Here is a 12,098-nt window from a genome sequence, read left to right as displayed (position 1 = left end):
GCTAGGAAATGTGATTAGTTCCCTGGTGGAAACGCTGCAGCCCTAGAACATCAGGATTCCGGGCCATCATTTTGTTTCGGAAATGGGGTCGGATCCCAAAACTTCGATTATGAAAGTAAGAATGGCCAAGATGGTGTCTGGGTTTTCGATGTCGAATGATTGGCGGTTCATTTCGCCCTGGGCTTGGTAATAGATTAGATGGCCGGTTCCTTTCTCTTCATTAATGCAAAGATGGAAACTGATGGGTGTGCTTTCGATCGACCCGCTGGAATCCCTTTGGATGACCTGGCATAATAATTCACCGTACTCATCTTCATAAAGGAAGTCATATCGAAGGTCGAAAACGACCTTTTCAATTTGGGATAGTAATAATTTTTTGATATTCATAGCATACTCGTCTCCTTTATATTTGTATCTGATACAACGATCATTTCGCCCTGAAAATGGTATTTGGCATCCAAGCATTTTTATTGTCTAAAAAGGTTAGGTTGGATAAACTAATTCATTAGGACAAGAGATTACGGAGGATGTAACAGGATGAGTGATGCAATTCAAGTGAAACAGCTTCGGAAGGAATTTAAGTCGGCATCAAGCCGTACAGGGCTAAAGGGTGCCTTCCGGGATTTACTTACCAGAAATTATAAGATCGTCCCTGCCGTCAATGATATCAATTTTACTGTAAAAAAGGGTGAGATGGTAGCTTATATCGGGGAGAATGGTGCAGGGAAATCGACCACGATCAAAATGCTGACAGGTATTTTGGAACCGACAGCAGGTGAAATCACGGTCAATGGAATGAATCCACATAAAGAAAGGGAAAAGTTCACTCAGACAATCGGAGTCGTATTCGGTCAGCGCTCACAGCTTTGGTGGGATATTGCAGTTCAAGAATCCTTTAGGCTGCTAAAAAAGGTCTATAAGGTAACGGATGAACAATATAACGATCATATGGAACATGTCATCAAGACGCTCGATATCGGACCTTTGCTGGACAAGCCAGTGCGTAAACTTTCACTTGGTCAGCGGATGCGCTGCGAGCTTGCGGCAGCCTTGATCCACAATCCGCCTTTGCTGTTCCTGGATGAGCCGACGATTGGACTTGATGTACTCGTGAAAATGAAGATTCGTGAGTTCCTGAAAGAAATCAATGAGAAATATAATACGACGATCCTTTTGACTACCCATGATTTAGGTGATATTGAAGCATTATGTGAGCGCGTAATCATGCTTGATGAGGGACAGATCATTTATGATGGGGAATTACAGAGTTTGAAAGATAACTGGGCTGAGGAAAAACAGATCCATTTTCAATTCATCGAGCCGATCGCATTGAAGGAATTGCAATCATTGGCGCTCCCATTTACTGCTAACTGGGTTTATGATGAGAAAAATCAAACATACATTGCCTTGTTGAAAGAAGAAAGTGATCATATTTCACAGCTTGTTTCGGCTGTTGTAGCTCATTTTAAAATAAAGGACATCAAAATCCATGAAACGTCCATTGAAGAGATTGTTCGCAACATTTACGAAGAAGGCACTGTCTGACTCTCTTATCAATAAGAAACAACGTGTCTATCAAGAAGGGAGAGGGCCATGGGAAAGTATCTTGCAATGATCCGCATGCGTTTTTTGATGATGCTTGCGTATCGAACAGATTATTATACCGGCATTTTAATTTATAGCATTAATATCGGTGCCTATTATTTCTTATGGAATGCGATATATGGGGAAAAAAGCTCCATCGAAGGACTTTCAAGTATGCAGATGACAACCTATGTCGCGGTTGCATGGATGGCACGCGCTTTTTATTTCAATAATATTGACCGCGAAATCGCCACTGAAATTAAAGACGGCAAGGTCGCCATTGAAATGATCCGGCCGTATAACTATTTAGGCATGAAAACGATGCAAGGACTTGGGGAAGGGATATTTCGTTTCTTCTTCTTCTCGATTCCAGGAATGCTGCTGGTAGCTTTCATTTTTCCTATCGAATTGCCGCACGAGCCGGCTACGTGGGGGATGTTCGGCATTTCCTTGCTGTTCAGCTTCATCATCAATACACAGATTAACTTATTGACAGGGATCACTACTTTTTTCTTATATAATAATGCCGGATTGATCCGGGCTAAAAGGGTTATCATTGATTTATTTTCCGGTCTGCTGCTGCCCATCAGTTTCTATCCGGTATGGGCGCAGGAAGTGATGAAATATTTACCCTTTCAAGGGATCAGCTATGTACCAAGCATGATTTTTACGAACGGGTACAGTTCAGGCGAAATTGCCATGGCGCTTTTACAGCAGTTAATTTGGTGCATCATTCTCATAATACCGATTCAGCTTTTATGGATAGTCGCAAAAAAACAGCTGATTATTCAAGGAGGTTGACGGGATGTTTTATGTATCGATGTTTTTTCAATATGTGAGTCAATATATGAAAACCAGATTGCAATATAGAGCCGATTTCTTCATGGAAATCCTATCTGACCTGCTGAATCAGGTCGTGAATCTGGTATTTATCTTAGTCGTTTTTGGGCATACCCAATTTTTAAGCGGCTGGAGCCGTGAAGAAATCATATTCATTTATGGATTCTTCCTCATCCCATTTGCCCTTTTTTCTGCCTTTTTCAACATCTGGGATTTTAATGACCGCTATATCGTCAAAGGTGAAATGGATCGGATATTAACAAGACCGATACATAGCCTGTTTCAAGTCGTTTTAGAAAGAATCGAACTAGAAGCGTTATTTGGTGTTGTGACCGGTTTGATCATTATATTCTATTCGGGGATTTCATTGGATCTTCAGCTTGCGTGGTATGACCCGATTCTTTTCATCATTTTTGCAATAGGCGGGGCCCTTGCTTATGCAGCCATATTCGTTGCGATAGCAAGTATCGGGTTCTGGTCGGATGCGAAAACATCCATCATGCCAATGATGTACAATATCGGGAACTACGGGCGCTATCCAGTTGATATTTATAATAAGGTCATCCGTTTTGTCCTTACATGGGTGCTGCCATTCGCGTTTGTTGGTGTCTATCCGGCATCTTATTTCCTAAGAAAAGAAGAGTGGTATGCATATGCATTTGCCACACCTGTAATCGGGGTTGCCTTTTTCGTGATATCCGTTTTCATATGGAATCAGGGAGTGAAGAGGTACCGCGGGGCAGGGAACTAAAAAAACCCCTTCAACAGCATTCATGTTGAAGGGGTTTTTGTTTAGTTCCGTTTTTTCTTTCTTTCAATATATCTTGCTTGTGCTTGAACATATTGCTGCTTTTCCTCTTCCGTTTCCGGTATGACCTGAGGTACGTTTGTCGGCTTACCGTCTTCATCAATGGCGAGCATCGTTAAAAAAGCGCGTGCCGTAAGCTGTTTTTCACCTGTTAATAGGTTCTCACGCTCCACTTTCACGAATACCTCCATTGATGTGCGATGAGCACAGGTGACATAAGCTTCAAGGTTGATCGCATCCCCTGTCTTGATGGGGGCCAAAAAATCAAAAGAGTCGCTTGAAGCAGTCACAACGGGTTTTCGACAATGACGCATAGCTGAAATGCAGGCTATTTTATCAACATAGGCCATTACTTTTCCGCCAAAGATGGTATTGTGATGATTTGTATCCGGTGGAAAAACAAGGTCGGTTAAAAAAGTCCGTGACTGCTGTGTTGGATGGGCAACGTTCTTTTCAATCATTGGCCTGTTGGTTTGGCTAAAAGGTTTTCACGGACGATTTTTGCTGCTTCGACCATGTTTTTCAGGGAAGCGACGGTTTCCGGGATACCCCTTGTTTTCAGGCCGCAGTCGGGATTGATCCAAAACTGGTCTTTATCCAATACCTTGATGCCCCGTTCAATCATATCGACCATTTCTTCCACTGCGGGCACACGCGGGCTGTGAATATCATACACACCCAGGCCAATACCTTTTTCATATGTTTTTTCCTCGAATGCGGAAGCAAGCTCCCCATGACTACGAGATGTTTCGATGGAAATTACATCAGCATCGAGGGAGGAGATGACATCCATGAAACTGTTGAAGTCGCAATAGCACATATGCGTATGAATTTGGGTTGTATCCTCCACGCTTGATGTGGATATCAAGAATGAATTCACAGCCCAGTTCAAATACTCGTCGCGATCGTTTTTTTTCAATGGCAGACCTTCTCTAAGTGCAGGCTCATCAACCTGAATCATTTTAATTCCAGCGGATTCCAATGCAATGACTTCCTTTTCCAAAGCGAGTGCCAGCTGATAGCAAACATTCTCCCTGGAAATATCATCACGGACAAATGACCAATTTAAAATCGTAACAGGACCTGTAAGCATTCCCTTTACCGTCTTCTTCGTCAGTGATTGTGCGTACACACTTTCCCTTACTGTCATCGGTTCGATGAAATGGATGTCGCCGTAGATGACTGGTGGTTTCACGCAGCGGGATCCATAGGATTGTACCCACCCCTTTTCCAGAAAGATGAAACCGCCTAACTTATGGCCGAAGTATTCAACCATATCCGTCCGTTCGAATTCCCCGTGAACGAGAACATCCAAACCGATTTCTTCTTGGATTTCGATCCACCTGCCGATTTCTTCGTTTACGAATGTTTCATATTTCTGAGCGGTCCATTCTCCTCTTTTGAATTTCCCGCGTGCTTGTTTAACTTCAAATGTCTGCGGAAAGCTACCGATGGTAGTCGAAGGAAGGAAAGGCAATTTGAAAAATTCCTGTTGTTTTTGGTAACGCTCTTTAAATGGAATGTGACGGCCGGCGGTCCTGGTTTTAACCTTTTCGACTTTCGATTGTACAGTCCCATGATTCCGTGCATTTGAACTTGCTAACGTTTGAACCGTAAATTTATTGGCATCGACTTTTTCGGCGATTGCTTCAAAGCCTTGATTATTCCCTTTGACCAAGAGTGTGATTTCCTCAAGTTTCTCATCAGCGAAAGCAAGGGCCTGTTTCACTTCTTTTGAAAGTGCGGTTTCATTCCGAACGGTCACTGGGACATGAAGCAGGGAACAAGAGGGCTGAAGCCAGATTTGGTCTTCGGCTACCTTTTTCTTAAGAGTCTCGATTAATTGAATTTTTTTCGATAAATCAGATAGCCAAATGTTTTTTCCGTCAATCACACCTGCAGCAAGCACTTTGTCCTTTGGGAAGCCGAATGCTTCAAGATTACTTAGATTCCTCCCTTTATCATGTACAAAATCAAGACCGATTCCTTGGACTTTTAATTCGATGACTTCTTGGTAGTGTTCCACGGCATCAAAGTATGTTTGTAGCATGATGTTCAGGTTTGGTGCTGCTTCATTCAGCTTTTCATATAGGTAAGTAACAGTTTGCATATCATCCTTGGAAATGGATGAAACAAGAGAAGGTTCGTCCATTTGTACCCACTTCACGCCTTCTTGCTCCAACTCCCGCAGGATTTGCGTGTATAGGGGAAGCAAGCTCAGGATGATACTAGGGATCTCTTGTTTATTGAAGCCTTTGGAAAGGGAGATGAAGGTATAAGGTCCAATCAACACGGGCTTCGTTTCAATCCCTAGCTTTTCCTTGGCTTCCCGATATGCTGCAAGTGGTTTATTTTCTGTTAAAGTCAGCTGTGGCAGTTTTAATTCAGGGACAATATAGTGATAGTTCGTATTGAACCATTTCGTCATTTCGGAAGCGACTTGATCATTGTTTCCGCGAGCCATTGAATAATATACGGAAAGGGGAACCCTACCGCCTTCATAGGCTGAATAACGTTCAGGTACAAGACCGAACATGACGGACATATCGAGCATTTGATCATAGAAAGTGAAGTCGTTGACAGGAATGATATCAATGCCCCATTGCTTTTGTTTTTGTATGTTGCCTAAACGGATTGCCTTTAGTTGTGCCGTAAATTCCGCTTCATCGATTTTACCTGACCAGTAAGCTTCCAATGTACGTTTCCATTCACGATCTTCCCCTATACGTGGGTAACCCAAACTACTGCTTTTCAAAATTCCCATCCTCCTACATTCATTTTATTGAACAATAAAAAAAGCATCCCCAACCGTCAAAAGAGAAAGTTAGAAATGCTTAAAATAAGAGGCATGCAGAATGCCCCTTACAATTATAAGGTCCCTAACACCTCCCTATCTCCCGTAGGTTAAAACAGTGTTGTCGAAATAGGCAGGTCTCCTGACTTAGGGATTATCATTAGCGGCGGCCTTCCCGATCCTTTGATCAGTGGCATATTGGATGGCGCTAACACTCCCATTACAGTGGCGGGACCGTGCCGGAATTACACCGGACTTCCCTTTTAATCCTAATTTAAAATTAGGAACCTATTTCCACATATGAAATTTTACAAAACCTGCCTTTATAAACTGTTTACAGGCCGAAGATTTTTAAAATAAAAACTATTATAAAAATTTAGACAATCTTAACATATCCGACCAAAAGGGTCAACATGGAAAAAAGATTCGGGAAAAGAATCAGTTTATTGAGTGTGTTGTTGATAAGTATGAGGTCTGTACCTAAAAAAGAATATATTGTTTGGACAGGGAGTATGTATAGAGAGAGTGGCGTTTTGAAATGGGGCGTGGGGGATGACTTTCTACATCTTGATTGCAGGAATCATTTTTTGCATGGTGATGAGCATTCGTACGTTATTTCTTGTTGAGTCGGGAGGAAAGAAGTTTTCTCTGGAGGATATGCTGTGGCTTGGCAATTTATATGCGACGATATTGGTTGGATTTGCACTGATTTATTTATTATACGAGCTTCAGAATCATTCGGTGATTCTTGATATGGGCAATCGGTTGGATGGCACTTTCTATGAACAGTTGAAGACTTCCTTTTACTTCAGTGCGATGACGATGTTTTCTGTAGGGTATGGAGATATAGCCCCGATTGGCATGGGCAGGATGATAGCTACCATTCAGGCTTTCATCGGGTATACACTGCCAGCAGCGTTCGTAATTCGGACAGTTATCGATTTGGAGCAGAAAGATAGGAAGGGTAAATGAAAGTTGTGTTTCTTTCGATTATTGGGTACTCTTACCATAATGAAAGAAATGGAGGGTTCAATATGACTGTTAAAATTGGAGAAAAAGCACCTGATTTCAAACTCCCTGCAAACAATGGTGAAATAGTTTCCCTATCGGATTTTAAGGGGAAAAACATTGTTTTATATTTTTATCCAAAAGACATGACGCCAGGTTGCACGACGGAGGCCTGTGATTTCCGGGACCATAATGAGCAATTCGAGGAATTGAACGCGGTCATCATTGGTATTAGCCCAGATCCAGCGGCACGTCATGAAAAATTCATCGAAAAACATGGATTGCCTTTTCTGCTGCTGGCTGACGAGAATCATGAAGCGGCCGAATCATTTGATGTGTGGCAATTGAAAAAGAACTTCGGCAAGGAGTATATGGGCATTGAACGTTCAACTTTCCTGATAGATAAGGCTGGTAAGGTAGTCAAAGAATGGCGTAAAGTAAAAGTCAAAGGCCACGTCGAAGAAGCGCTTGAAACTCTTCGCGACCTCGAAAAATAAGGGACAGGCAGATGAAGGATGAGCGAATAACGAAGCTTGCAGCCAGGCTGATTCATCATTCGATACAAATACAGCCAAAAGAGAGAATCCTCATACGAGGGCATATCAACACGAAACCGTTATTGAAAGAGCTGATTGATGAAATATACAGAGTGGGTGCTTATCCATATGTAGAACTCGAAGACGATGAGATAAGCCGCCACCTGTTACAAGGGAATGTGAAGGAACAACTTGACACATCTTCGCAATGGGCTCTGAAGAAATATACGGATATCGATGCAGTCATTATCATCACAGGGGAAGAAAACGATGTGGAAATGACTGATGTTCCCATCGAGAGGCACCGTCTTCAAGGGGAGGCTATGAATTCCCCCACTCTTTTCTATGTAAACAACCGACGTTGGGTCTTACTTAATTATCCCACCAACGCATCAGCGCAAAAAGCCGGCATGACCTTCAACAGGTACCAAGACTTTCTGTTGAACGTATGCACCATGGATTACGGGAAAATGGAGGCGGCCTTGAAACCGTTAAAACAATTGATGGAACGGACTGACAAAGTCAGGATCGTTTCACCAGGGACAGATTTGACCTTTTCCATTAAAGGTATGCCGGCCATCATATGTGCCGGAAAAAAGAATTTACCGGATGGGGAAGTGTTTACAGCACCCATAAAAGATAGTCTCAATGGAAGGATATCCTTCAACACACCCACAACCTATGAAGGAATCACCTTTAGTGACATAGAATTAAACTTGGAAAAGGGAAAAATCATTAAAGCAACTTCCAATCGTGACTCTGAAATGAACCAAATTCTGAATATTGATGAAGGGTCCCGGTTTATCGGGGAGTTTGCAATTGGAATCAATCCATACATATTGGAACCTATGGACGATATATTGTTCGATGAGAAAATAACCGGGAGTCTGCACTTGGCTATTGGGCTTGCTTATGAAGAAGCGGATAATGGAAACCGATCATCGATACATTGGGATATGGTCTTGATCCAGCGTCCCGAATATGGGGGCGGTGACATCTATTTTGACGACGTCCCGATTAGAAGGGATGGCGTTTTCATTTTGCCGGAATTACATGCATTAAACCCAAATTCTTTTAAAAAAAGCCTTTTTTAATAAGGGTAAGGCTTTTGTCCAACTCAAAAAGGGGACACCTGAATATGCTTTATTAAGGGAATACCTCCTCAAAGAAAGTTGCGCGGGACACATAGAGCCCGTGTTTTTTTATGTTAATTAAAAGGGAGAGATAAACATGTTAATACTTTCGACTGTCATTCCGAATGAAGGCATCCAAACGAAGATGATGGAAGCTTTTCCTGATTTGAACTTCATTTATCAAAAAGGATGGACTGATGGGCCGCTTCGTGAAGCGAAAATACTAATTACATATGGTGAAGACTTAACTGAAGAAATCATTGGGAAAGCGGCGAACTTGAAATGGATCATGGTCATGAGCGCAGGGATGGAATTAATGCCATTTAAAGCCATTGAGGAACGTGGCATTCTGGTGACCAACGCAAGAGGCATTCATAAAATCCCGATGGCCGAGTATACGATAGGGATGCTTTTGCAATATGAAAAGAAATTGAAACTGCTTATGAAGAATGAAAAGGAAGAATTGTGGGATAGAAAGATTGAAGTAGGAGAATTGAATGGCAAGACTATGCTCGTTATTGGTGTCGGTGCAATTGGAGGAGAGGTGGCTCGTCTTGGGAGAGCCTTTGGGATGACGACGGTGGGAGTGAACCGGAGCGGGAAGCCAGTGGAATCCATCGATCACCTTTATACTCTCGATAATTTATTGGAAGCCATACCGGGAGCCGATTATATCGTATCCGTCCTGCCAAGTACTGATGAAACGAAGGGCCTTTTGGAAAAAGAGCACTTTAAAGCAATGAAAGAATCTGCAGTATTCGTGAATATTGGCCGCGGCGACCTGATTAACGATGAAGTGTTGATCGAAGCCCTGGATGCCGGGGAATTGTCTCATGCGATCTTGGATGTATTTGATCCGGAACCTTTGGGAAAAGGGCATCCGTTTTGGAGGATGGAGAATGTCACAGTCACACCGCATCTATCAAGTAAAAGCGGAGAATATTTACCAAGAACCTTTGCCATTTTCGAAAAAAACATGCGTGAATACCTGAAAGCTGGAAAAGACTTTACCAACGTAATCGACTTAACTAGGGGATACTAAACTCAATGAAAAAATGGTAAAGACTCAATGTGTTCATGAATAAACTAAAAAAGAATGGTTAAGCCATTGAATTATTGACAAATTCAACGCATAAAAGGTACACTATTTATAAATATTACAATTTAAGAATTCATACTTAATGAGAAAAAGAGGTGGATGACGGTGTCTGAAGTTCAGTTAAAAGAAGCGTTGGATTCCTTAAAAGATACCGGTGTAAGAATAACTCCTCAACGCCATGCGATACTTGAGTATTTGATAAGCTCCATGTCCCACCCTACCGCTGATGATATATATAAAGCGCTGGAAGGCAAGTTTCCGAATATGAGTGTGGCAACGGTTTATAACAACCTGCGTGTGTTCCGTGAGGTAGGTTTGGTAAAAGAACTTACGTATGGTGATTCTTCTGCAAGGTTTGATTTTGTGACGACGAATCATTATCATGTAATTTGCCAAACTTGCGGGAAAATTGTGGATTTCGATTATCCTGCATTGGATGAAGTCGAGCATTTCGCTGCACAAGTCACCGGTTTCAATGTTAGTCATCATCGGATGGAAATCTACGGCGACTGTACGGATTGTGCGAAAAAAGAATCGCATTAAAAAAAGTTCCTCCACTTGGTTGGAACTTTTTTTATGTTATCAAAAAATGATACAATTGTTAATGACTTCTTGAAAGGGAATTCAGCTAGCGGAATTCCTCTAGTCATGCAGGCTTTTCCGGTTATATTTTTCGTTGAATTCTTCGCCTTCCAACTTTTTGTCAAGTGTCAATGGTTCTTCACAATGCATGCAAATATCTACACGCCCTAGTATTTTTGTAGGTTTGCTGCAGTTAGGGCAGACAACCTGGATCGATTTTGTAGAAAGCATTCCAATCCAAAAATAAACCCCTGTGCTTGCGATGATGAATAAAAGGCCGAGCCCCATGAAAATCGTCATGACAACAGGATTCGTTTTGAAGAAAAGCCCAAGGTACATTACGATAAAGCCAATGAAAATCAAACTCAAAGCAAAAGTACGGATTTTATTAATTTTGCTAGAATATTTAGCCATGGATTGTCCCTCCTAAAATATAAATTTAACTATAACATAAACCGTGGATGGAACAAAAAAGAAATAAAGGATACATATTACTTTTGAATTGAAATAGTTTGGGGTAAGGGAAATAAGCAGGAATTTGAAGAGTTTTGTCGAAAATCTAAAAAAAAAGGTTTTGGAGGAATTTATGATGGAAGATATCCTTCGCCCGATTTATCAAGAGCGAGCAAGTTTAAAATCTACACTTGGAATCTTGTTAATAGAAAAAAGAGATGATAATAGCCCGATCACCGATACATTTGACTACATCCTTTTTGTAATTGCAGACGAAGCCGAAGAGGCCGTGTTTTTAAAACATTACACTTACCAGGATAAAAAGGCAGCCTTGCATATCGTAAAGGAAGACCAGTTAAAAGAATGGCTCCTATTAGGCACGAACCGCAAAGTGGTTGACTGGATATATAACGGGAAGGTCCTTTTTGACCGGAATGAATATTTGGCCCGTTTGAAAACCGAAATCCGTGAGTTCCCCTTCTATGGAAGGAAGTTAAAGATGGGGATGGAATTCGCAAAGTTAATTCGCAGGTACATGGATGGGAAAAGCTTCTTTGAAAAAGGCCATCATCTTGAGGCGTACAACCATATCGTTCATTCCCTGCATCACTTGGCCCGTTTGGAAATAATTGAACAAGGCTTTTATCCGGAGGTTACTGTCTGGAACCAAGTGAAGCATATGGAACCTGAAATCTTCAAGTTGTATAAAGAATTGATCAGCAGTGAGGAAACTCTCGAAAAAAGATTGGAGCTTCTATTCCTTGCGAGTGAGTTTCTTATTTATTCTAGGACGAATGCGGGTTCACAGCATTTGGTTGAAATAATGGGGACGAAAGAAGAACCGTGGACGATTGCGGAGCTAATGGAGCATCCGGAAGTAAAGTTTTATTCAGTCGACTTAGGTGTTTTATTGGAATATTTGATAGAGAAGAAGGTAATCGATGTTATCAAAGCGGAGACAAAAGGGCACGAGGTATATCATCGGTTTTATCGGGTATCAAAAAACTTTTAAAAAAATGCAATTTTATTGTTGACCATTAATAATATAGGTGTTATATTAATACATGTCGCTGCGGGACATCAGCTTTCGCAGCTTCATCAAAACGAAAATAACTTAAAAAAATTAAAAAACATGTTGACAACGAAGTTGAAAACATGGTAAGATGTAAAAGTCGCTTACGAAGTAAACGACAACGAGATTGCTCTTTGAAAACTGAACAAAACAAAGCGCCAACGTTAAATTTTAAGTGAGCACACACTA

Annotated in this window: 14 protein-coding genes and 1 riboswitch; of the genes, 9 read left to right on the top strand and 5 right to left on the bottom strand. The window is 41.5% G+C overall.

Annotated elements, in window-relative coordinates:
• Positions 1-66: 66 nt before the first annotated feature.
• A complete protein-coding gene (locus FNK51_RS20420) occupies positions 67-387 on the bottom strand; it encodes a hypothetical protein (RefSeq protein ID WP_141994487.1) in 321 nt (106 codons plus the stop codon).
• Between the two features lie 150 nt (positions 388-537).
• Between FNK51_RS20420 and FNK51_RS20415 the strand changes: the two genes are divergently transcribed.
• Genes FNK51_RS20415 through FNK51_RS20405 form a run of 3 tightly spaced genes read left to right on the top strand, consistent with a single transcriptional unit; the run spans position 538 to position 3,175 of the window.
• Entirely contained in the window at positions 538-1,545 is a 1,008-nt protein-coding gene (locus FNK51_RS20415) for an ABC transporter ATP-binding protein (protein ID WP_141994486.1), read from the top strand.
• A 48-nt stretch (positions 1,546-1,593) separates the two neighbouring features.
• Positions 1,594-2,385 (top strand): ABC transporter permease, encoded by a 792-nt coding sequence (locus tag FNK51_RS20410; RefSeq protein ID WP_098370625.1) that lies wholly within the window; start codon positions 1,594-1,596, stop codon positions 2,383-2,385.
• A gap of 4 nt (positions 2,386-2,389) precedes the next feature.
• Positions 2,390-3,175, top strand: a complete 786-nt coding sequence (locus FNK51_RS20405) for an ABC transporter permease (protein ID WP_141994485.1) — start codon at positions 2,390-2,392, stop codon at positions 3,173-3,175.
• 41 nt (positions 3,176-3,216) lie between these two features.
• On the opposite strand, the gene FNK51_RS20400 is transcribed toward FNK51_RS20405, so the two are convergent.
• Complete coding sequence (locus tag FNK51_RS20400; RefSeq protein ID WP_054397787.1) at positions 3,217-3,693, bottom strand: acyl-CoA thioesterase; 477 nt, start codon at positions 3,691-3,693, stop codon at positions 3,217-3,219.
• Positions 3,690-5,996, bottom strand: a complete 2,307-nt coding sequence (gene metE / locus FNK51_RS20395) for a 5-methyltetrahydropteroyltriglutamate--homocysteine S-methyltransferase (protein WP_181762303.1) — start codon at positions 5,994-5,996, stop codon at positions 3,690-3,692. Before metE ends, FNK51_RS20400 begins: the two co-directional genes overlap by 4 nt.
• A 145-nt stretch (positions 5,997-6,141) precedes the next feature.
• Positions 6,142-6,333, bottom strand: a riboswitch (cobalamin riboswitch).
• Positions 6,334-6,578: 245 nt separating this feature from the next.
• Between metE and FNK51_RS20390 the strand changes: the two genes are divergently transcribed.
• The 5 genes from FNK51_RS20390 to perR all read left to right on the top strand — a co-directional run bounded on the left by FNK51_RS20390 (position 6,579) and on the right by perR (position 10,345).
• Positions 6,579-6,998, top strand: a complete 420-nt coding sequence (locus FNK51_RS20390) for a potassium channel family protein (RefSeq protein ID WP_098370627.1) — start codon at positions 6,579-6,581, stop codon at positions 6,996-6,998.
• A gap of 62 nt (positions 6,999-7,060) precedes the next feature.
• Complete coding sequence (gene bcp, locus FNK51_RS20385; protein ID WP_141994483.1) at positions 7,061-7,531, top strand: thioredoxin-dependent thiol peroxidase; 471 nt, start codon at positions 7,061-7,063, stop codon at positions 7,529-7,531.
• Between the two features lie 11 nt (positions 7,532-7,542).
• The gene (locus tag FNK51_RS20380; RefSeq protein ID WP_141994482.1) at positions 7,543-8,664 is read left to right on the top strand and encodes an aminopeptidase; all 1,122 of its coding nucleotides are present in this window, start codon (positions 7,543-7,545) and stop codon (positions 8,662-8,664) included.
• Between the two features lie 136 nt (positions 8,665-8,800).
• The gene (locus tag FNK51_RS20375; RefSeq protein ID WP_098370629.1) at positions 8,801-9,745 is read left to right on the top strand and encodes a D-2-hydroxyacid dehydrogenase; all 945 of its coding nucleotides are present in this window, start codon (positions 8,801-8,803) and stop codon (positions 9,743-9,745) included.
• A gap of 156 nt (positions 9,746-9,901) precedes the next feature.
• A complete protein-coding gene (gene perR / locus FNK51_RS20370) occupies positions 9,902-10,345 on the top strand; it encodes a peroxide-responsive transcriptional repressor PerR (protein ID WP_076371177.1) in 444 nt (147 codons plus the stop codon).
• Positions 10,346-10,444: 99 nt separating this feature from the next.
• Here the strand turns inward: perR and FNK51_RS20365 are convergent, their stop codons facing one another.
• Positions 10,445-10,798, bottom strand: a complete 354-nt coding sequence (locus FNK51_RS20365; protein ID WP_076371179.1) for a YgzB family protein — start codon at positions 10,796-10,798, stop codon at positions 10,445-10,447.
• A gap of 175 nt (positions 10,799-10,973) precedes the next feature.
• Here FNK51_RS20365 and FNK51_RS20360 point away from each other — a divergent pair, with 175 nt between their 5' ends.
• Positions 10,974-11,849 carry a nucleotidyltransferase-like protein gene (locus FNK51_RS20360; RefSeq protein ID WP_141994507.1) on the top strand — a complete coding sequence of 292 codons (876 nt, stop codon included), beginning with the start codon at positions 10,974-10,976 and terminating at the stop codon, positions 11,847-11,849.
• A 40-nt stretch (positions 11,850-11,889) separates the two neighbouring features.
• Here FNK51_RS20360 and FNK51_RS26970 read toward each other — a convergent pair.
• On the bottom strand, positions 11,890-12,098 hold a 209-nt coding region (locus tag FNK51_RS26970; protein ID WP_220126996.1), incomplete at its 5' end, for a hypothetical protein.

Origin of the sequence: Bacillus sp. B4EP4a (assembly GCF_006680105.1) — a bacterium.
In the GTDB taxonomy this organism is placed as follows: Bacteria; Bacillota; Bacilli; order Bacillales; family DSM-1321; genus Peribacillus; species Peribacillus simplex_E.
This window is presented reverse-complemented; position numbering and strand designations above follow the sequence as displayed.

Bases quoted from the DNA above. Each gene is read 5' to 3' on its own strand.
- FNK51_RS20365 (WP_076371179.1), bottom strand. From the start codon at position 10,798: ATGGCTAAATATTCTAGCAAAATTAATAAAATCCGTACTTTTGCTTTG.
- FNK51_RS20420 (WP_141994487.1), bottom strand. From the start codon at position 387: ATGAATATCAAAAAATTATTACTATCCCAAATTGAAAAGGTCGTTTTC.
- metE (WP_181762303.1), bottom strand. From the start codon at position 5,996: ATGGGAATTTTGAAAAGCAGTAGTTTGGGTTACCCACGTATAGGGGAA.
- bcp (WP_141994483.1), top strand. From the start codon at position 7,061: ATGACTGTTAAAATTGGAGAAAAAGCACCTGATTTCAAACTCCCTGCA.
- perR (WP_076371177.1), top strand. From the start codon at position 9,902: ATGACGGTGTCTGAAGTTCAGTTAAAAGAAGCGTTGGATTCCTTAAAA.
- FNK51_RS20390 (WP_098370627.1), top strand. From the start codon at position 6,579: ATGACTTTCTACATCTTGATTGCAGGAATCATTTTTTGCATGGTGATG.
- FNK51_RS20375 (WP_098370629.1), top strand. From the start codon at position 8,801: ATGTTAATACTTTCGACTGTCATTCCGAATGAAGGCATCCAAACGAAG.
- FNK51_RS20400 (WP_054397787.1), bottom strand. From the start codon at position 3,693: ATGATTGAAAAGAACGTTGCCCATCCAACACAGCAGTCACGGACTTTT.
- FNK51_RS20410 (WP_098370625.1), top strand. From the start codon at position 1,594: ATGGGAAAGTATCTTGCAATGATCCGCATGCGTTTTTTGATGATGCTT.
- FNK51_RS20405 (WP_141994485.1), top strand. From the start codon at position 2,390: ATGTTTTATGTATCGATGTTTTTTCAATATGTGAGTCAATATATGAAA.
- FNK51_RS20415 (WP_141994486.1), top strand. From the start codon at position 538: ATGAGTGATGCAATTCAAGTGAAACAGCTTCGGAAGGAATTTAAGTCG.
- FNK51_RS20360 (WP_141994507.1), top strand. From the start codon at position 10,974: ATGGAAGATATCCTTCGCCCGATTTATCAAGAGCGAGCAAGTTTAAAA.
- FNK51_RS20380 (WP_141994482.1), top strand. From the start codon at position 7,543: ATGAAGGATGAGCGAATAACGAAGCTTGCAGCCAGGCTGATTCATCAT.